The organism is Modestobacter lapidis (genome assembly GCF_054780755.1).
The window spans coordinates 41,124-59,565 of the sequence record NZ_BAAGVS010000007.1; the positions used below are offsets into that span (position 1 = coordinate 41,124).

The window sequence follows — 18,442 nt, forward strand, 5'->3', positions numbered from 1 at the left end:
ATGAACGGCGCGGATGCCGGCCCGGCGGGTGTGCCAGAGGCGCACGGCGGCGTCGTCCTCAGCACGGCACGGCTGGAGATGCGCCCGCTCAGCCCCGCGTACCTCCCGCACATGCGCGCGCTGTACGAGGACCCGCGGGTGACGGAGTTCCTGGTGGCACTGGACGAGGCCGGCCACCTGCGTCGGCTCATCGAGGCCGAGGAGATGTGGGCCTCGCGAGGCCTGGGCCGGGTCGCGATCCACGAGCGCGGCAGTGGGCGGTTCCTCGGGCGCGGCGGCCTGCACCACTGGCCGCAGTTCGACGAAGTGGAGGTCGGCTGGGCGCTGCGCGCCGACGCCTGGGGGCGCGGATTCGCCACCGAGGCCGCCCGGGCATGGCTGGAGTGGGGCTTCGCGAACCTCGACGTGCCCTACTTCACCGCCTACATCGCACCGGACAACGCGGCGTCTCGCTCCGTGGCTGCCCGGCTCGGCATGTCGGTGCTGCGCACGGACACGTTCCACGGACGGGACGTCCTCGCCTACGCGCTGCACCGTGGCCGGCCCCGCCGGCAGACGTCCTGACCTGCCGGACGGGGCTCCGGACGGGGAGGTGGCCGGTCCGTGGCCCGAGGTTGACGCGATCCTCACCATCCGCTCTACTGAGCAGAGAAGCAGTCTGGATAACAGAACTAGCCATGGGCGTCCGCCGCGGGCGTCTGGAGGGGGCGAACACCATGACCGATCAGTCCGGAGTCCTGACGGACGTGCGGCGGGGCATGATCCCGGCGCACATCTACAACGACCGGGAGCTCTTCGAGCTGGAGCGGGAGCGGATCTTCGGCCGGGCGTGGATCTTCGTCGCGCACGAGTCGGAGATCGCCAAGCCCGGCGACTACGTCGTGCGCCGCGTCCTGGAGGATTCCTTCATCGTCGCCCGCGACGAGAAGGGTGAGATCAAGGCGCACTTCAACATGTGCCTGCACCGGGGCATGCAGATCTGCCGCGCCGAGATGGGTAATGCGTCGCACTTCCGCTGCCCGTACCACGGCTGGTCCTACCGCAACGACGGCCGCATCGTCGGTCTGCCGTTCCACCAGGACGCCTACGGGGGCGAGGCGGGCTTCAAGCGCAAGGGGCAGCGGCTGCTGCCGGCGCCGAACCTGGCGAGCTATAACGGACTAATCTTCATCTCCATGGACCCGGACGCGGAGCCGCTGGAGGACTTCCTGGGCGACTTCCGCTTCTACCTCGACTACTACACCAAGCAGAGCAAGAGCGGCATCCAGCTCATGGGCCCGCAGCGCTGGCGTGTCAAGGCGAACTGGAAGATCGGCGCGGAGAACTTCGCCGGCGACATGTACCACACCCCGCAGACCCACACGTCCGTCGTCGAGATCGGGCTGTTCCGCGAGCCGAAGGCGGAGAAGCGCAAGGACGGCTGCACCTACTGGGCCGGTGCCGGCGGCGGGACGACGTACAAGCTCCCCGAGGGAAACCTGGACGAGCGGCTGCGCTATGTCGGGTATCCGCAGGAGATGGTCGACCGGATGAAGCAGTCGCTGTCCGAGGACCAGCTGAAGGTCGTCGGGGAGGACGGCTTCATGATCTCCGCGGCCTCCGCTTTCCCGAACCTCTCGTTCGTGCACAACTGGCCGAGGGTGGCCGAGTCCGACGACGTGCTGCCCTTCATCTCCATCCGGCAGTGGCAGCCGATCAGCGAGAACGAGACCGAGGTCCTGTCCTGGTTCGCCGTCGACGCGGAGGCCCCGGAGGAGTTCAAGGCGCTGTCCTACAAGGCCTACCTGATGTGCTTCGGCTCGACCGGCATGTTCGAGCAGGACGACGTCGAGAACTGGGTCTCCCTGACCAACACCGCGGCCGGGTCGATGGCCCGCCGGCTCCTGCTCAACAGCCGGATGGGCATCCTCGAGGACGACACCGAGGTCGTCCCCGCGCTCACCGACGAGCAGTTCCACGGACCAGGCGTCGCGCACACCGGCTACGGCGAGTACAACCAGCGCGAGCTGCTCAACCGGTGGGCCGACCACCTCGAGGAGCCGGTGACGGCCGTGTCCACCGTCGAGGTCGGCGGCCCGGGCGCCCGCCCGGCGGTCGGCCAGGAACCGGCCGGCGCTGCTACGGCCGGCGGCACCGCGACGTCGACCGCCGCAGACCAGGTGGGGGCGCAGGCATGAGCACGCCGACGACCGCCCGGACGACGCCCGGCACCACCCCGGCCGGGCCTGAGGTGACGCCGGTGGAGACCGCCTCGACGCGCTCGGTGCTGGGCGGCCACGCCTCGCGGCTGCAGCGGGTGGGCATGACGCTGCCCTTCGGCGACGAGCGGCACCTGGCCGCGCACCAGTGGCTGGTCGACGAGGCCTGGCTGCTGGACGCGCAGGCGTACTCCGACTGGCTGGCGCTGCTCACCGAGGACATCCACTACGTGATGCCGGTGCGGGTGACCACGGCGCTGGGCGCCGGCTTCGACACCTCACCGGGGATGGCGCACTTCGACGAGGACTGGTACTCGCTGTCCCGCCGGGTGGCCCGCTTCCTCACCGAGCACGCCTGGACCGAGGACCCGCCGTCCCGGCTGCGCCACCACCTGTCCAACGTGCGAACCTTCGCCACCGAGGACGCCGACCACCTGATCGTGGACTCGGCCACGCTGCTGTTCCGCAACCGCGGGGACGTGCACGAGGGGTCGCTGGTCTCCGCCGGCCGGGAGGACCTGCTGCGCCACACGCCGGAGGGCTGGAAGCTCGCCCGCCGGACGATCATGGTCGACGACTCGGTCATGCGGATGCAGAACCTGGCGATCTTCCTGTGACGAGGCTTGCGAGGTCACACATGAGCACAGCGGCCCGACGAACGTGGCCGACGAGCGGGAGCGAGGAGGACCGGTGAGTTTGCACTGGGAGGGCGAGGAGCAGGATGCGCAGGCCGCCCGCCGGGCGGCGGCCGAGCACGAGGAACTGCTCGCCGGCGCCCGCGGGGACGCGATCACCATCGCCAACGAGTTCGCCGAGGTGCGGGTGGTCCGCGTCGACACGCGCAACGGCTCACGGCTGCTCGTCGAGTCACCGAAGTCGGGGCAGTGGGTCTCGCTGGATCCGCTGGAGCTGGAGTCGCTGACCTGGCAGAACACGGCCACCTTCTCGGCGATGATCGGCAACCCGTTCGGTCCGCTCGTCCCCGAGGCAACCGGCGGCATCGTCGAGGGCGGTGACCTCACCGAGGGCGGGAACGAGCCGGGGCGGCAGCTGCCGGAGGGCGGCAGCCAGTGAGTGAGCCGGCGAGCGGCTGGCTGGCGGGCCGGCGGGCGCTGGTCGTCGGCGCCGGATCCGGCATCGGCAGAGCCGTCGTCGACGCCTTCCTCGCCGAGGGTGCCCGGGTCGCCGTGCTGGAACGGGACCCGGACAAGTGCGCCGCGCTGGCCGATGCGTTGCCCGAGGTTCCGGTGACCGTAGGGGACGCAACCAGCCGGGCAGCCAACGAGGAGGCGGTAGCGACGGCCGTCGCCACCTTCGGCGGGCTGGACGTGCTGGTGAGCTGCGTCGGCATCTTCGACTACTACCGCAGCATCACCGACCTCGACGCCGACGTCCTCGACACCGCGTTCGACGAGATCTTCCACCCGAACGTGAAGTCGATGCTCCACTCGGTGAAGGCCGCGCTGCCCGCACTGCAGGAGGCAGGCCGGGCGTCGATCCTGCTGACCGAGTCGACGTCGGCGTACTACCCGGGCCGGGGCGGCGTCCTCTACCTGGCTTCCAAATTCGCCGTCCGGGGGCTGGTCACCGCGCTGGCCCACGACCTGGCCCCCGAGGTGCGGGTCAACGGGGTGGCGCCCGGTGGCACCCTCAACACCGATCTGCGTGGGCTGCCCAGCCTGGGTCTGGCCGACCGCAGGCTGGGCAGCACGCCCAACCGGGCCGAGGAGATGGCCGCCCGGGTGCCGCTGCGGGTGGCGCTGTCCGCGGAGGACATGGCCTGGAGCTACGTGTTCCTCGCCTCCGAGCGGTCCCGCGGCATCACCGGGACCACCGTCCACCCAGACGGCGGAGCCGGGGTCTCCGCCGCCAAGAAACGATCCTGAGCGAGAGGAATGCCGCCATGCCCGTCCTGAAGGCCGACTTCGCCGCGTGCCAAGGCTACGCCAACTGCGTGGACGCCGCGCCCACCGTGTACGACATCGACGACGACGGCGTCGTCGTGCTGCTCCGGGAGCGCATCTCCGAGGAGGAGCGGCCGCACATCGAGGAGGCCGCCCGCAGCTGCCCGGTCAGCGCCCTCACCATCGAGGACGAGTGAGCGGGGGCCGCACCGTCGTCGTCGTCGGGTCCTCGATCGGCGGTGTCCGCACCGCCCAGGCGCTGCGCAGCGAGGGATTCGACGGGCGCGTCGTCCTGGTGGGGGAGGAGGCGGAGCTGCCCTACGACAAGCCGCCGCTGTCCAAGCAGTTCCTGTCGGGGCAGTGGGACGCCGACCGGACGGTGCTGCTGACCCCGGAGGCGGCCGAGCGTGAGGGCATCGAGTTGCGGATCGGCGTCCCGGCGACCCGACTGGACGTCGCGGCCAAGGAGGTGCACCTGGCCGACGGCACCTCCCTGGCCTACGACAGCGCGGTGATCGCCACCGGCGCCTCGGCCCGGCCGTCCCCGTGGCGTCCGGAGTCCGGCGTGCACGTCGTTCGCACGATGGCCGACAGCCGCGCCCTGCACGAGGACCTGCGCCGGGAGGGGCCGGTTGTCGTGGTCGGGGGCGGGTTCATCGGCGCCGAGGTCGCCGCCACCGCCAGCGGTCTGGGTCGTGAGGTGACCGTCGTCGACCCGATGCCCACGCCCATCGGCCGGGTCGTCGGCCCGGAGATCGGGCAGTACTTCACCGAGCTGCACCACCGGCACGGGGTGGCGACCCGGTTCGGCGTCGGGGTCGAGGGGATCGAGGGCTCCGCCGGGGACCTCCGCGTCCGCCTGACCGACGGCACCGAGCTGGCTGCCGCCACCGTCGTCGTCGGCATCGGGGCGGTGCCCAACGACGGATGGCTGGCCGACTCCGGCCTGCCCATCGAGAACGGCGTCATGTGCGACGAGTACAGCCGAGCGCTCGATGCCCCCGACGTCTACGCGATCGGGGACGTCGCGCGGTGGTTCCACCCCGGGCACCGGGAGTACCTGCGGGTCGAGCACTGGACCAACGCCGTGGAGCAGGGCGTGTGTGCCGCGCACAACATCGCCCATCCCGACGACCTGCGCTCCTACCGGCCCGTGGAGTACGTCTGGAGCGACCAGTACGACTGGAAGGTCCAGATCGTCGGCCGGCCCACGCGGGGCACCCGCCACGAGCTCGTCGGCGAGCTCACCGGCGTGAAGCCGCGTGCCGCCGTGCTGTACACCGACGAGGACGGGCACCTGCTCGGCGTGGTCACGGTCAACTGGCCCAAGGCGCTGGTGCAGTGCCGACGCATGGTCACCGAACAGGCCTCGTTCGACGAGGCGCTGGGCAAGGTGAAGGAGCTGGCCGCCGCCGCCCCGCCCCGCCGGGCCGCTTCGACCGACACGGGCGGTGGTCGCTGATGAACTCCGTGGACACCGGCCTCGCGGAGCTGCGCGAGGACCTGGCCGTGGCCTGCCGGGTTCTCGCGGCCCGCGGCCTGGCAGAGGGGTATCTCGGGCACATCAGCCTGCGGATCGACGAGAACCGCCTGCTGGTGCGCTGCCGCGGGCCGCAGGAACGCGGTCTGGCCTGGACGACGGCGGAGGACATCCGGCTGGTCACCCTGGACGGGGAGCCCGGTGCCGACGGGGAGCTGGAAGGGTGGATGGCGCCCAACGAGCTGCCGCTGCACACCGAGGTGCTGCGCCACCGTCCCGATGTGTCGGCCGTCGTCCACGCACACCCGCCGGCCGTCGTGGCGGCCGACCTGGCCGGCCTCGGGATCCGACCGATCGTGGGTGCCTACGACATGCCGGGCACGAAGCTCGCGGCCGGTGGAATACCGGTCTACCCACGGGGTGTCCTGGTGCGGGACCGCGGGTTGGCTGCCGAGATGGTGGATGCCATGGGAGAGCGGCCCGTCGTCCTGCTGCGGGGGCACGGGCTCACCAGTTCGGGCACCAGCGTCGCGGAGGCGGTCCTGCGGGCGATCTCGGTCGACCAGTTGGCCCGCCTCTCGCTGACCATCGCCTCGGCAGGGGGGACGCTGCGCGACCTGCCGGCGGAGGACATGGCCCAGTTGCCCGACCTGGGTGGCGGGTTCAACCTCGCGACCGCGTGGCGGCATGAACGCGCCCGACTCCCGTGACCGGGGCCTCGCGGCCTCTACAGAGAGGACGCACAGGCGCGGTTCTCTGCACAGCAGATGCTCTGTATTCTCACGTCGTGACTTCGGCCGAAGCGATGCCGCCGGCGCCCGCCTACGGCAACGTCCCCCAGTACCCGATCGAGTCCGTGGACAACGCCCTGCGAGTGCTCCTCCTGCTCGGCGAAAGGCCGAAACTGCGGCTCACGGACGTCAGCCAGTACCTGGGTGTGGCTTCCTCGACCGCGCACCGGCTGCTGGCGATGCTGCAGTACCGCGGCTTCGTCCGACAGGACGCCGCTACCCGCAGCTACGTCCCGGGCCCGACGCTCGACGGCCTGGCGTTCGGTGTGCTCCGCCGGCTGGACGTGCGTACCCGGGCCCGACCTGTGCTGGAGCGGCTGAACGCCGACCTGCAGGAAACCGTCCACCTCGGCCGGCTCGAGGGCAACGACGTCCACTTCATCGAGTCCCTGGAGAGCTCACGAGCGCTGCGGGTCGGCGGCCGACTCGGCCTGTCGATGCCCGCACACTGCACGTCGACGGGCAAGGCGCTGCTGGCCGAGCTGTCTACGGAGGAGCTGTACCGGCTCTATCCCGAGGAGAAGCTGCCCCCGCTCACGCGAAACTCGATCACCACCCGGACCGCACTGGCCAGGGCGCTGGCCGAGGTGCGGGCCCACGGTTTCGCCCGGAGCCGGGAGGAGAGCGAGGAAGGCGTTTCGTCGATGGCCGTCGCGCTGCACTCCACGCGGTCCCCACGGCTGGCGGTCAACGTGTCGGTGCCGGCGAACCGGATGGGCGAGGACATCGAGCAGGCGGTGCTGGGGCGGCTGATGGAGGCCGCGGAGGAGCTCGATCACCTGTTGCTGTAGCCCCGGCGCGGCCAGTGCGTGGTGCAGTTCCGCGGCGAGGGGCCCGGTGAACCTGCTCGGCGAGCTGCTGGCGGTCGCGTCCCTGCTGCTGTTCAGTGCCAACGTCCTGCTGGTGGGCCCGGCGACCCGGCGGCTGCCGCGGGACCTCGGGTTCTTGCTGGTACTCGCCAGCAACGTCGGCTTCGCCGCTGTGGTCGTGCTGGGCCAGTACCTCCTCGGCAATCTGGACGGGTCGCTGGAGTGGGACGCCCTGGGGCTGTTCGCGGCCGGCGGTCTCCTCACGTCCTACCTCGGCCGCTGGTTCTTCCTACGGGCGGTGACCACGATCGGTCCCACCCGCGCCAGCGCCCTGCAGATCACGAACCCCGTCTTCGCCGCGGTGGCCGCCTGGCTGCTCCTCGGCGAGGCCTTGCCACCGATCGCCGTCCTGTGCGGGTTCGCCGTGCTGGCCGGCCTGTACCTGACCTCGCGGAGTTCCGGCCGGTCCACCAGGCAGGCGCCGTCGGATTCCGGAAACCGGTCGATCCCGGTCGCCGAGATCGGGCTCAGCCTGCTGGGGGCAGCCGCCTACGGGCTCGGGAACGTCGCGCGGGGTGCGGGGGTACGCGACTGGGAGGCGCCGGTCGTGGGCAGCCTCGTGGGGGCGGCGGCGGGTCTACTGGTCTACGGGCTGGTGAACACCGACGTGCGGAAGTTGGGTAGTGCGCTGCGCGGCGCCGACGCCACGGGCCGGCGCATGTGGCTGCTCGCGGGTGTGCTCACCATCGGTGCCCAGACCTGCTTGATCGCCGCGAGCCTCTACATCCCCGTGGCCATCGCCGTGGTGATCTCCGCGGCGGTCCCGCTCGTCGTGCTCCCGGTGAGCGTCCTGTTCCTGCGCCGCACCGAGGCCGTCGGTGTGTCCACCGGGATCGGCGCGCTGTTGATCCTCGCCGGTGTGGCCGGGCTCGTCCTGAGCTGAGAGTCCTCCGACTGCTCGGCCTCGCCGTGGTGCTGTACGCGAGTGCCGGCCGCGGAGCCAGGAACTTACGGTCAGCGGATCTCGGTGGCGAAGCGCTGCAGCACGGTATGGCGAGCCGACGGGCCCTGGGCGCTCTCGTAGTCGCGGGCCGCCGTCAGGGAGCGGCGGACCATCGTTGCTGTGCCGGCCGCAGTGCGCCGCAGCCGGGACATCGGCGACCAGTTCAGCGAGATGGTGATGAGCGGAATGGATGAGCCTGGCTGGAATCCGGTGGTGCTCGTCACGGTGTTCTCTTTCCTGCTCGGTGAAGCTTTCCCTTTCCAACTATAGGTTGGCAAGAAGGGCCGGGAGCGGCGTATCGCCATTCGGCGATGTGAGTACGACCACGAATCGTCACCCTGTCATTACCTGGCTCACATTCCCGACGCGAGGTGACGTCAGGAGCGGGTTGCCTCACTTCGATCGTCCGCCCGGGAGGGTGGCCGGGTTAGCGGCAGGAGAAGTCCGTGCTGGTCGGGGGAGGCGAGCGTGGTGTGGGGCACGCCACGCACAGTGCCGGAGATCGGCCGTTCCACGGACAGATCCCACCCGTGCGCGGCGGGCCCCCGACCCGTCAGCCTGGAATGGTCCGGGAGATTGCCGCGGTGGGAATGGATCGACCATCCGAACGTGGAAGTGGATGCGTCCCGAGCCGGGGAAGGAGTGGGCGTCGCCACCATCAGCCGCGTGGCGCGACCCATTCCGATGGCCATTCTGATGCCCGTACCGGACCGGGTTCTCGTGCGCCGGCAGTTGGCGCGCGCAGCCACCCGGCTACCTGCCAGAGGGTGCGCCCGGGAGCAGGGGAATGGCGCGACCCGGCGCCGTCGATGCGGATGCCGCGGTGCTCGGGAGGGCGGGCGCGTTCGCCGGGCGGGTGGTCAGGTGCGCCCGGTGACCGTCCGTAGCACGTGGCCCGGGTCCGCCGGGGCCACGTCGCCGGTCCAGACCACGTACTGGTCGGGCCGCACGAGGACCAGGCGCGCCCCGTAGGCCGCCCGCTCTCCGGCGGCGGTGTCCCGGACGACGGTCAACGGGACACCGGCCACCTCGGCCGACTCCCGGAAGGCCTCCACGGCGGAGCTCTCCGCGTCGAAAGCGAGCAGGGTGAACCCTGTGCCGAGCTCCTCGAAGACGTTGCTGCCCCAGGACAGCGGCTGTGGCGGCAGATGGTGCCCGGCCTGGGCCGTGAAGGTGTGCTCACCGTGGGCGCTGATGACACCGCCTGGCGGGCCCAGCACGACCGGGGACCCCTCGTACCGGGGTTCGAAGTTCCGCAGCCGCTTGCCGAAGCCCTTCGCGGCCTCCTCGAACCGGCGCTCGAACTCCGCCCGGTCCACCGAGGGGCTGTACTGCTCGAGGAAGGCCCGGTCGTCCCGGATCCAGCCGCCGATGATGTCCTCGCCGACGTCGCGGAAGATCGCCTGCCGCTCGACGCTGTAGGAGTCGAGCAGCGCGTCCCCGCCCCAGCCCGCCAGCACCGCGGCCAGCTTCCAGCTGAGGTTGACCGCGTCCTCGAGTCCGTTGTTGAGGCCGAAGCCCCCGTAGGGCGGGTGGGTGTGCGCGGCGTCCCCGGCGATGAACGCCCGGCCCGAGCGGTACACGTCGGCGACCTGCACGCGCAGGTCCCAGAAGCCCACGTGGTCGATCTCGCAGTCGAAGGCGAACCCGGCGGCCTGGTGGAGCAGGCCGGCGAAGTCGAAGTTCTCCACGGTGCTCCCGGCGGGCACCGGTGCGTGGAAGAAGAACTCCTCACCCACGTCGACACGGCCGAAGAACTTCCAGTAACCCTTGAGGTCCGGGTGCATGACGCGGTAGGTCGACCGGTCCGGGAACCGCTTGAGCGCCTCGTGCAGCTCGGGGGACCGGAACACGACCAGCGCGACCAGCTCGTCGAAGTCGGTGCCGCTGCGGGCGATGTCGGCCTGCTCCCGGACCAGTGAGTGGCCGCCGTCGCAGCCGACGACGAATTCGCCCTCCAGCTCCTCCTGGACGCCGTCCTTCTCCATGACCACCCGGACACCGTCCGGGTCCTGCTCGACGCTGATGGCCTTCCAGCCGACGTGCATGTCCACGTTCGGGAGGTCGGCCAGCCGCTGCCGCAGCACCGCCTCGGTGCGGTACTGCGGCAGCCGCTCGTTCGCCTGGAAGTAGAATGGGGCGACGAGCTCGCGGGCCGGGGGCGCGTGCCAGAAGTCGCTCAGCAGGTTCTCGTAGATCGTGACCTGGCCGATGGGGTGACCGGTCGGCATGGCCCGCGCCGCGCGCAGCTCGTCCACGAGGCCCCAGGACCAGAAGTGCTCGACCGTCCGCTGGGATAGGCCCTGGCCTTTCGGAATGCTCGACAGCTGGGGCCGCCGCTCGATCACCGCACACGACACCCCGCGGAGCCCCAGGTCGAGGGCGAGCCCCACGCCCACCGGACCTCCACCGACGATGACGACCTGGTGCCGTGGGGTCATGACCATCCTCGTGAACTCGACCGGACGAAACGGCCGCGGGGGTAGCGGCAGCTAATGGTATGACCAAGACTAGTGGAGTGACCTGGAGCGAGCGAGTGACCGGACGTCCGCGCCCCCGATGGCGCCCGGGCGTCGGCGCCTGGCCCGGCCGTCCGCCGGTGACCGGGCGGGCAGGGCAGGGCAGGACGGGATCGTGACCAGGGCGCTGCGCGAGGGCGACCCGGTCGTCGGGATCGTGTCCCCGGGGGAGATGGGCGGCGCGCTCGGTGCAGCCCTGGGTCGGGGTGGCGCGCGGGTGGTCGCCACCACGACCGGGCGCAGCGGACGGCACCGTGGAACTGACCGGGCGGGCTGGGCTCGACCTTGTGGACGACCTCGACGAGGTCGTCCGGCGATCGTCGGTGCTGCTGTCGGTGGTCCCACCTCAGCACGCCCGCGCCGTCGCCGAGGATCTGGTGGCCCGGGCGCGACGGCTCGGCGTCCGCCCGACCCTGGTCGACCTCAACGCGGTGACCCCGGCCGAGGTGTCGGGCATCGCAGCGCTCGCCCGCGACGCGCAGATGGATGTCGTCGACGGGTGCTGGACCGGGGCCGGGTCGTGGCTACCGCAGCGGTGCACGTGGGTGGCCGGCTCCAGGTCGTGGACGAGGCCGGGAGGATCGTCCGGCTCGACCCGGCCGGCAGTGGGCACGCCGCCCGGGCCGGCTACGCGTGGGAGCTGGGTGACACCGCCACCGAGGAGGAGTTGACGCAGGTCGCGGAGACGATGGCCGACGCGCTCGTGGCCGCGGTCACCGGCGACCCGCCGCCCGCGGACGTGCTCTCCCTGTACCTGACCGATCCGCTCGTCGAGGTCGGCCCCATTGACGGTGTCATGTTCTCCGGTGGTGTGGCCGAGTACGTCTACGACCGCGAGACCGAGCGGTTCGGCGACCTCGGCCGGCCGCTCGGCCGGGCGATCCGGGCCCGGGTCGACTCCGGTGCGCTGCCATACCCACTACTGCCGGCGGGCGAGTGCATCCGCGCGACCGCCCTGGGAGCGTCCGAGTACAGCGTCCAGCTGAGCGGCAACACCGGCTGCATCTCCGACCCGGACGCACTGCTGCCGCGGCGCAACCTGCAGGTGCTCCGGCCCAGCTACGAACTCGGGGACACCGTGGACCCGGTCACGGTGGCCACGGCCATCCGGCGCCACCTCGTCGCCCTGGACGCCGCCCACGCCGACGCCGACATCGCGCTCGCGATGTCGTGGACCGGGCTGCCCAGTCACGCCCGGCTGCTCGCCTTCGCCCAGGGGGTCCGCGACGGTCTGGCCGAACGGATCGCGCTGGGCAAGCCGGTCTACGTGATGCTGGACGGCGACGTCGCGATGACCCTGGGCCGGCTCCTGCGACAGGAGCTCGGCGTGCTCACCGGCCTGCTGGTCGTCGACGGGCTCGCCCTGCGCGACTTCGACTGGATCGACATCGGCCGGATGCGATACCCGTCGAACACCGTGCCCGTGACGATCAAGTCCCTCGTCTTCAGCCAGAGCCCCGGAGTCTGACCCGGCGCGGCGGTCGCCCACTCCCCGAGCCGGGCAGGGCGCCCCCGGATCAGTCGTGCGCGACGGCCGTCGCCCCGACGCGGTCGGCGGTCCGGCGGAGGTGCGTGTTCATCAGCGCGGTCGCTGCCTCGACATCCCGCTGCGTGATGGCACCGACCAGGGCGCGGTGTTCCTCCACGCCGTGCCGGCCATGCGCCGGTGCTGCTTCGCGTGCGCGCTCGAGCGATCGGAGCAACGGGGCGTGCAGCGACTCGACGAACATGGTGACCGCACGGTTGTGCGCCGAGCCCGCGAACCGCGTGTGCCATTCGGCGGACAGTTCGAGCGGGTAGGCCTCGGACGTCAGTGCGGCATCGCTGCGGTCGCAGATGTCGTACAGCGCAGCGATATCCTCCTCGGTCGCACGCTCGCACACCAGCGGGACGACCCCGAGTTCGAACACCATGCGCGCCTCGGTGACCTCCACGGCGGTGATCGACGCCAGCGAGATCAGGTCGACGATGCCCTCGCCGACGAGACGGCTGCTCGGTGCCGTCACGAAGGCCCCGCCCCGCGCACCGACGCGGATCTCGACCAATCCGTTGGCCTCGAGGACGCGCAGTGCCTCGCGGACGGTCACCCGGCTCACGCCGAACCGCTCGCACAGCTCCCGCTCGGAGGGCAGCCGGTCCCCGGCGACGAGCCGGCCCTGCCGGATCAGCAGCCGCACCTGGTCGACGATCACCTCGGAGATGCGCCCGATGCTGACGCGGCTCAGCAGGTCGCCGGTGCCCGCAGTTGCGACTCCGTGTGCAGCAGCGGGAGGCGTTCCTGGCATGGTCACCCGGTCATCCTAAGGTCAGACCACGGCGTACGGGCGCTATGTCCCGCATGGCGGAAGCTCGATCGGCAGAGCCGGATCCCGGTGGGGCATCATCTAGCGCCCCTGGTCGGCGACCTCGGCCGCCGCGGTGGCCGCGGCCTCCGGTTCCAGGTACTCGCCGCCGCGTCTGCGCGGGTCGAGTCCGGGGCCCAGCTCGTAGCGCAGGGGCATGCCGGTGGGGATGTTCAGCTCCAGGACCTCGTCGGCGGACAACTCGTCCACGTGGGCCACCAGGGCCCGCAGCGAGTTGGAGTGCGCTGTGACGAGCACCGTGCGCCCGGCCCGAAGATCCGGGGCGATGGCGTCCAGCCAGTAGGGCAGCAGCCGGTTCTGGACGTCGCGGAGGCTCTCCGTCCGCGGGCGGAGTTCGTGGTCGACGATCCCGTAGCGGGGGTCCGTCGTCACGTCCCACTGGCTGCCGGGCTCGATCGGGGGCGGCTTCAGGTCGTAGGACCGCCGCCACTGCTGGAACAACTCGTCGCCATAGCGCCTCCGGGCGGTTCTCCGGTCCATGCCCTGCAGTGCGCCGTAGTGCCGCTCGTTGAGCCGCCAGGTGCGGTGTGCCGGGATGTCCTCCCGGCCGGCTGCCGCCAGTGCCAGCATGCCGGTGCGCACCGCGCGGGTCAGCATCGAGGTGTGCAGCACGGCGGGCAGGACGCCGGCGGAGCGCAGGAGTGCGCCGCTGCGCCGCGCCTGCTCGACCCCTCGGGACGTGAGCTCGACGTCCACCCAGCCGGTGAAGAGGTTGCGGGAATTCCACTCGCTCTCACCGTGGCGGAGGAGTACCAGCGTCGGCACGCGCAGACCCTAGCGGCCGGGAAGGGCATGTGGTCAAATGGACTAACCAAAAGCGCTCGCTGATGCCGCAGCGGGTCCGTCGCCGGAGAGGACTCGAGAACCGTGCCAAAGGTGATCTATGTGGGCGACGCCGGCCAGGAGCACGCCGTCGACGCGGTGCCGGGCGAGTCGGTCATGGTGACGGCGGTGAAGAACGGTGTTCCCGGAATCATCGGCGAGTGCGGGGGAAACGCGTCCTGCGCGACCTGCCACGTGTGGGTCCGGGACGAGTTCCTGCCCCTCGTCGGACACCCTGACGACATGGAGGAGGACCTCCTCGACATGGCGGTTTCCGAGCGGCGTGAGGGGAGCCGACTGTCCTGTCAGATCCGCGTCGCCGCAGAACTCGACGGACTGACGGTCGACGTCCCCCCGGAGCAGCCCTGACCGTCCCTCGCGGTTGACGCCAGACCTGCTAAGGAATGACCATTAGCCCTACCCGCTGATGCCGGTGCCGGCGGCGGGGCCGGACAGAGGAGACGCTCGTGCTTCGTCAGGAAATCAACGAACTGCTGACCCAGACCGGACCGAGGACGCCGATGGGCGAGCTGTTCCGGCAGTACTGGATGCCCGCCTGTCTGGCCGAGGAGCTCCCGGAGGACGGCTGCCCGCCGATCCGGCTCAAGCTGCTGTCCGAGCGTCTGGTGGCCTTCCGGGACAGCAAGGGCCAGTACGGGCTGATCGACGAATTTTGCGCACACCGCGGCGTCTCGCTCTGGTTCGGCCGGAACGAGGAGGGCGGGCTGCGCTGCCCTTACCACGGCTGGAAGTACGACACGACGGGCCAGTGCCTCGACGTCCCGTCCGAGGCCGACAACAGCAGCTTCGCCGAGAACGTGAAGCTCACCTCCTACCCGCTGGTCAAGATCGGCGACGTCCTGTGGACGTACATGGGCGACCCGGCCACGCAGCCGCCGCTGCCGGAGTTCGAGTTCGCCCAGGTGGCCCCCGAGCAGACCTACACGTCCAAGCGCTGGCAGCAGTCCAACTGGATGCAGGCCTTCGAGGGCGGCATCGACTCCAGTCACGTGACGTTCCTGCACTCCGGCGGTCTCAAGACCGATCCGCTGTTCAAGGGTGCGAAGGGCAACGAGTACAACCTCAACGACACCAAGCCGTTCTTCGAGGTCGCCGACAGCGAGGGGGGCCTGTTCGTCGGCGCACGACGCAACGCCGAGGACGGCAAGTACTACTGGCGGATCACGCCGTGGGTCATGCCCTGCTTCACGATGGTCCCGCCGCGCGGTGACCACCCGATCCACGGCCACTTCTGGATTCCGATCGACGACGAGAACTGCTGGGCGTACAGCTTCGACTACCACCCGGTCCGGGCCCTGACGCCCGAGGAGCGGCAGGCCATGATCGACGGCCACGGCGTGCACAGCGAGAACATCCCGGGCACCTACCGGCCGACGGCGAACATGGACAACGACTACCTGATGGACCGCGAGGCGCAGCAGCGCGGCGAGTACTACTCCGGCGTCAAGGGCATCGCGATCCAGGACTCCTCCCTGCAGGAGAGCATGGGCCCGATCGTCGACCGCACCAAGGAGCGGCTCGTACCTGCGGACAGCGGCATCATCAAGGCCCGGCAGAAACTCCGGAAGGCCGCGCTCGCGCTGCGCGACCAGGGCGTCACGCCGCCCGGGGTGGATCCGGCGCACCACCGGGTGCGCTCCGCGGCGGTCGTGCTACCGCAGGCGGAGTCCTTCCTGGACGCGGCCCGTGACGACGTGCGGGTCCATCCCGGCATGCCGGTCGCGTCGGTCTGATGGCCGTCGAGACGAGCCTGCTGAGCAGCTGCGCCCGGGCCGCCACCGCGGCCGAGGCCCGCTTCCGGATCGACCGGCCCATCCGGCCCGCGCGCGCCGCCCGGATCATCGCCCTGGACGAGCGGGCCGCCGGGATCGCCCGCCGAGCGGCGGCGGTCGAGTGGGCGAGCGCCCAGTTCCTGGTGTGCGAGGGCGTCGCCGGCGGCGGGGCGATCGGCGACTTCCTCCTGCGCGGCATCGAGGGGGAGCCGGTGGTGCTGGAGCAGACCCTCGCGGGCGCCGACGTCGTCGTCATGCTCGCGACCGACGACCGCGGCGCCGGCTGTGCGTACGCGCTGGGCAAGGCGTGCTGGGAGCGCGGCATCATGACCGCCGGCCTGGTGCTGAGCGACGAGTCCGGGGCCGACCAAGCGGTGGCCGCGCTCCGGCCGCACGCCCGGGTGCTGCTGCCCACCGCGGATGAGACCGACCTGACCGAGCTGCTGGCGGCACTGCGGGCCTGACCGACCGGCCCCGGTCGCGGCGCGGCCGGCGCCCGAGCGGTTTCCACCCGGGAACGACGAGAGACGAGGGACATGGACGACAAGGTCAGCCTGCGCAGCCTCCAGCAGATGAAGGACGACGGTCGCAAGATCGTCGGCGTCGTCGCCTGGGACTACCAGATCGCGCGGATCGTGGACCGCGTGGGCGTGGAGATCGTCTCCGTCGGCGACACGGTCGGGGTGAACCTCTGGGGCCACAGCAACCCCTTCGAGGTCACGATGGAGGAAATGCTGGTCGTCACCCGGGCGGTCCGGCGCGGCGTGACCCGCGCCCTGGTCAGTGCCGACTTTCCGTTCGGGCCCCTGCAGGAGGGCGCCGACAGCGCCGTCCGGGCGGCCATCCGGTTCGTGAAGGAGGCCGGCGTCGACCTGGTGAAGCTCGACGCCGCCGCCGACTACCTCGATGCGGTCGAGGCCGTCACCCGGGCCGGCATCCCGGTCTTCGCCCAGTTCGGGATCACGCCGCAGACGGCGCTGCGCTACGGCGTGGAGTACAGATCGATCCCCTCGGCCGCCGACGCGGTGCCCGAGGAGCTCCAGGACGAGCTCGTCGCCGAGGCCCGCCGGCTGGAGGAGGCCGGGGCGGCCCTGCTGAACTTCACCAACTCCGGCCCGGTGGTGGGCGCTGCCGTGGCCCAGGCGGTCTCCGTCCCGGTCGTCGGCGGGTTCGGCGGCGGCCCGTGGCTCGACGGCCGGATGCGGATGGCGCACGCCGCGATCGGCTACGCCGCCTCGGCGATCGACGACCCGCCGGACACCTACGCCAACGTCGCGCAGACCACGCTCGACGTGCTGACGCGCTACGCCGAGGACGTCCGCGGGGCCCGGCAGCTCCCCGGCGGCATTCCGGTACCCCCCGCCACCTGACCGCCCGACCCGACCCGCACGCCGAGAGGACCCCCACCGTGCCCACCGCCGTCGTCGACGGGATTCCCACGCGCTACGAGGTCACCGGGGCCGGCCCGCCGTTGCTGATGTTCTCCCCCGGCGGGTTCGACTCGACGCTGGAGAGCTGGCGGACGGTCGGGATCTACCGCCGCCTCGGGCTGCTCGAGCACCTGAGCGCGAGCTACACCTGCATCACGTTCGACCGGCGGGAGTCGGGCCGGTCGGGCGGGCGGGTCGAGCGCGTCTCCTGGGCGGACTACGTCGCCCAGGGGCGCGGACTGCTCGACCACCTCGGCATCGAGCGGGCGCACCTGATGGGCGGCTGCGTCGGCTGCTCGACGGTCGCCGCGTTCGGCGTGGCCCACCCGGACCGGGTGCTCAGCATGGTGCTGTTCTCCCCGGCGGGCGGGGTGAAGTACCGGCTCAAACAGCATTCCCGGTTCGTCCAGCACCTGACGTTCGCCGAGGCCCACGGGCTCCAGGCGGTCGTCGACCTGGTGCAGGGGACGGACAAGGGCTTCACCGCCGATCCCCGGATCGGCCCCTGGAACAGCGTCATCCGCACCGACCCCGACTTCGCGCAGGCCTACGCGCAACTGGACGCCGGCCGCTACGGCGTCCTGGTCAGCGGCATGGCGCGGGTGATGTTCGACCGGGACACCGTGCCCGGCGCCGAGCCGGAGGACCTGCTGCGGCTCGACGTGCCGGCGCTGATCGTCCCGGGGCAGGACGAGTCACACGCCCCCTCGGCTGCCCGCTACCTCCAGGAGTGCCTCCCCGCGGCGCAGTACTGGGACGTGCCGGTGGCGGAGCAGACGGCGGAGACCGCCCCGGCGCGCATCCTGCAGTTCCTCGCCGGCCGGTAGCGGCCGCCCCCGGTCGGCGGTAGCGGCCGACCGGGGGCGGCTCAGGTCAGCGTCTCGCCGCGCTCCAGGGCGGCAATCTGATCCAGCCGTCGCTGGTGCACACCACCCTTGAACGGCGTCTCCAGCCAGGTGGCGAGGATCTCCTCGGCCAGCGCCGGGGAGACGACCTTGGTGCCCAGGATCAGCACGTTGGCGTCGTTGTTCCCCCGCGAGATCCGGGCGTGGAAGAGGTCGGGGCACACGCCCGCCCGGATACCGCGGATCTTGTTGCAGGCGATGGACTCGCCCTGACCGCTCCCACCGATGACCATCCCGCGGTCCACCGACCCGTCGACGACGCGGCGGCAGACGTCGACGCACAGCGGCGGGTAGTCCGCCACCTGCTCGGCGGTGTGCGCCCCGCGGTCGTCGACCGCGTGGCCGCGGGCCTCGAGCCACTCGACGAGCCGGGTCTTGAGCGCCACGCCGTTGTGGTCGGCCGCGATCGCGATGCGCACGCTGCC

The 18,442-nt window shown here is 71.4% G+C and carries 21 protein-coding genes; 16 read left to right on the forward strand and 5 right to left on the reverse strand.

The genetic code is table 11. The features are described 5' to 3' along the window. From ACYVG5_RS10195 to ACYVG5_RS10240, 10 genes are all read left to right on the forward strand, one after another. Positions 1-564, forward strand: a complete 564-nt coding sequence (locus ACYVG5_RS10195; protein ID WP_222048712.1) for a GNAT family N-acetyltransferase — start codon at positions 1-3, stop codon at positions 562-564. A 152-nt stretch (positions 565-716) separates the two neighbouring features. Continuing rightward, the gene (locus ACYVG5_RS10200; protein WP_222048714.1) at positions 717-2,177 is read left to right on the forward strand and encodes a Rieske 2Fe-2S domain-containing protein; all 1,461 of its coding nucleotides are present in this window, start codon (positions 717-719) and stop codon (positions 2,175-2,177) included. After that, entirely contained in the window at positions 2,174-2,815 is a 642-nt protein-coding gene (locus tag ACYVG5_RS10205) for a 3-phenylpropionate/cinnamic acid dioxygenase subunit beta (RefSeq protein ID WP_222048716.1), read from the forward strand. Before ACYVG5_RS10200 ends, ACYVG5_RS10205 begins: the two co-directional genes overlap by 4 nt. A 73-nt stretch (positions 2,816-2,888) precedes the next feature. Further along, positions 2,889-3,272 carry a hypothetical protein gene (locus ACYVG5_RS10210; protein WP_222048718.1) on the forward strand — a complete coding sequence of 128 codons (384 nt, stop codon included), beginning with the start codon at positions 2,889-2,891 and terminating at the stop codon, positions 3,270-3,272. Then, a complete protein-coding gene (hcaB, locus tag ACYVG5_RS10215; protein ID WP_222048720.1) occupies positions 3,269-4,084 on the forward strand; it encodes a 3-(cis-5,6-dihydroxycyclohexa-1,3-dien-1-yl)propanoate dehydrogenase in 816 nt (271 codons plus the stop codon). The genes ACYVG5_RS10210 and hcaB overlap by 4 nt, the downstream gene beginning before the upstream one ends. Positions 4,085-4,101: 17 nt before the next feature. Next, a complete protein-coding gene (locus ACYVG5_RS10220) occupies positions 4,102-4,299 on the forward strand; it encodes a ferredoxin (RefSeq protein ID WP_222048722.1) in 198 nt (65 codons plus the stop codon). Next, the gene (locus ACYVG5_RS10225) at positions 4,296-5,564 is read left to right on the forward strand and encodes an NAD(P)/FAD-dependent oxidoreductase (RefSeq protein WP_222048724.1); all 1,269 of its coding nucleotides are present in this window, start codon (positions 4,296-4,298) and stop codon (positions 5,562-5,564) included. The genes ACYVG5_RS10220 and ACYVG5_RS10225 overlap by 4 nt, the downstream gene beginning before the upstream one ends. Beyond that, positions 5,564-6,292, forward strand: coding sequence for a class II aldolase/adducin family protein (locus ACYVG5_RS10230; RefSeq protein ID WP_222048726.1), 729 nt, complete (start codon positions 5,564-5,566; stop codon positions 6,290-6,292). Before ACYVG5_RS10225 ends, ACYVG5_RS10230 begins: the two co-directional genes overlap by 1 nt. 77 nt (positions 6,293-6,369) lie before the next feature. Beyond that, on the forward strand, positions 6,370-7,164 hold the full coding sequence (locus tag ACYVG5_RS10235; protein ID WP_222048727.1) for an IclR family transcriptional regulator: 795 nt from the start codon (positions 6,370-6,372) through the stop codon (positions 7,162-7,164). Between the two features lie 46 nt (positions 7,165-7,210). Next, positions 7,211-8,125, forward strand: a complete 915-nt coding sequence (locus ACYVG5_RS10240) for an EamA family transporter (RefSeq protein ID WP_222048730.1) — start codon at positions 7,211-7,213, stop codon at positions 8,123-8,125. Between the two features lie 71 nt (positions 8,126-8,196). On the opposite strand, the gene ACYVG5_RS10245 is transcribed toward ACYVG5_RS10240, so the two are convergent. Continuing rightward, positions 8,197-8,409: a hypothetical protein gene (locus ACYVG5_RS10245; RefSeq protein WP_222048731.1), complete on the reverse strand. Its 213-nt coding sequence runs from the start codon at positions 8,407-8,409 to the stop codon at positions 8,197-8,199. 636 nt (positions 8,410-9,045) lie between these two features. Then, on the reverse strand, positions 9,046-10,626 hold the full coding sequence (locus ACYVG5_RS10250; RefSeq protein WP_222048733.1) for an FAD-dependent monooxygenase: 1,581 nt from the start codon (positions 10,624-10,626) through the stop codon (positions 9,046-9,048). A gap of 250 nt (positions 10,627-10,876) precedes the next feature. On the opposite strand from ACYVG5_RS10250, the gene ACYVG5_RS10255 reads away from it, so the two are divergent. Beyond that, positions 10,877-12,172, forward strand: coding sequence for an ethanolamine ammonia-lyase reactivating factor EutA (locus ACYVG5_RS10255; protein WP_246630325.1), 1,296 nt, complete (start codon positions 10,877-10,879; stop codon positions 12,170-12,172). 49 nt (positions 12,173-12,221) lie between these two features. Here ACYVG5_RS10255 and ACYVG5_RS10260 read toward each other — a convergent pair whose 3' ends face one another. Further along, positions 12,222-12,989 carry a FadR/GntR family transcriptional regulator gene (locus tag ACYVG5_RS10260; RefSeq protein WP_246630326.1) on the reverse strand — a complete coding sequence of 256 codons (768 nt, stop codon included), beginning with the start codon at positions 12,987-12,989 and terminating at the stop codon, positions 12,222-12,224. Positions 12,990-13,088: 99 nt separating this feature from the next. Then, the gene (locus ACYVG5_RS10265; RefSeq protein ID WP_460683153.1) at positions 13,089-13,832 is read right to left on the reverse strand and encodes a 2,3-bisphosphoglycerate-dependent phosphoglycerate mutase; all 744 of its coding nucleotides are present in this window, start codon (positions 13,830-13,832) and stop codon (positions 13,089-13,091) included. A 102-nt stretch (positions 13,833-13,934) separates the two neighbouring features. Here ACYVG5_RS10265 and ACYVG5_RS10270 point away from each other — a divergent pair, with 102 nt between their 5' ends. The 5 genes from ACYVG5_RS10270 to ACYVG5_RS10290 all read left to right on the forward strand — a co-directional run bounded on the left by ACYVG5_RS10270 (position 13,935) and on the right by ACYVG5_RS10290 (position 17,939). Next, positions 13,935-14,258, forward strand: a complete 324-nt coding sequence (locus ACYVG5_RS10270) for a 2Fe-2S iron-sulfur cluster-binding protein (RefSeq protein WP_460683154.1) — start codon at positions 13,935-13,937, stop codon at positions 14,256-14,258. Between the two features lie 98 nt (positions 14,259-14,356). Then, positions 14,357-15,643, forward strand: coding sequence for an aromatic ring-hydroxylating dioxygenase subunit alpha (locus ACYVG5_RS10275; RefSeq protein WP_222048740.1), 1,287 nt, complete (start codon positions 14,357-14,359; stop codon positions 15,641-15,643). After that, on the forward strand, positions 15,643-16,146 hold the full coding sequence (locus ACYVG5_RS10280; protein ID WP_222048741.1) for a hypothetical protein: 504 nt from the start codon (positions 15,643-15,645) through the stop codon (positions 16,144-16,146). The genes ACYVG5_RS10275 and ACYVG5_RS10280 overlap by 1 nt, the downstream gene beginning before the upstream one ends. Positions 16,147-16,218: 72 nt before the next feature. Then, positions 16,219-17,052: a 3-methyl-2-oxobutanoate hydroxymethyltransferase gene (locus ACYVG5_RS10285; RefSeq protein WP_222048743.1), complete on the forward strand. Its 834-nt coding sequence runs from the start codon at positions 16,219-16,221 to the stop codon at positions 17,050-17,052. Between the two features lie 38 nt (positions 17,053-17,090). Then, positions 17,091-17,939: an alpha/beta fold hydrolase gene (locus ACYVG5_RS10290; protein WP_222048745.1), complete on the forward strand. Its 849-nt coding sequence runs from the start codon at positions 17,091-17,093 to the stop codon at positions 17,937-17,939. Positions 17,940-17,980: 41 nt separating this feature from the next. On the opposite strand, the gene rpiB is transcribed toward ACYVG5_RS10290, so the two are convergent. Further along, the gene (gene rpiB / locus ACYVG5_RS10295) at positions 17,981-18,436 is read right to left on the reverse strand and encodes a ribose 5-phosphate isomerase B (protein WP_222048747.1); all 456 of its coding nucleotides are present in this window, start codon (positions 18,434-18,436) and stop codon (positions 17,981-17,983) included. Positions 18,437-18,442 lie beyond the last annotated feature (6 nt).

What these genes read in the sequence shown, in the direction of transcription:
- ACYVG5_RS10195 (WP_222048712.1), top strand. Translation starts at nt 1, where the DNA reads ATGAACGGCGCGGATGCCGGCCCGGCGGGTGTGCCAGAGGCGCACGGC.
- ACYVG5_RS10200 (WP_222048714.1), top strand. Translation starts at nt 717, where the DNA reads ATGACCGATCAGTCCGGAGTCCTGACGGACGTGCGGCGGGGCATGATC.
- ACYVG5_RS10205 (WP_222048716.1), top strand. Translation starts at nt 2,174, where the DNA reads ATGAGCACGCCGACGACCGCCCGGACGACGCCCGGCACCACCCCGGCC.
- ACYVG5_RS10220 (WP_222048722.1), top strand. Translation starts at nt 4,102, where the DNA reads ATGCCCGTCCTGAAGGCCGACTTCGCCGCGTGCCAAGGCTACGCCAAC.
- ACYVG5_RS10230 (WP_222048726.1), top strand. Translation starts at nt 5,564, where the DNA reads ATGAACTCCGTGGACACCGGCCTCGCGGAGCTGCGCGAGGACCTGGCC.
- ACYVG5_RS10250 (WP_222048733.1), bottom strand. Translation starts at nt 10,626, where the DNA reads ATGACCCCACGGCACCAGGTCGTCATCGTCGGTGGAGGTCCGGTGGGC.
- ACYVG5_RS10255 (WP_246630325.1), top strand. Translation starts at nt 10,877, where the DNA reads ATGGGCGGCGCGCTCGGTGCAGCCCTGGGTCGGGGTGGCGCGCGGGTG.
- ACYVG5_RS10260 (WP_246630326.1), bottom strand. Translation starts at nt 12,989, where the DNA reads ATGCCAGGAACGCCTCCCGCTGCTGCACACGGAGTCGCAACTGCGGGC.
- ACYVG5_RS10280 (WP_222048741.1), top strand. Translation starts at nt 15,643, where the DNA reads ATGGCCGTCGAGACGAGCCTGCTGAGCAGCTGCGCCCGGGCCGCCACC.
- ACYVG5_RS10285 (WP_222048743.1), top strand. Translation starts at nt 16,219, where the DNA reads ATGGACGACAAGGTCAGCCTGCGCAGCCTCCAGCAGATGAAGGACGAC.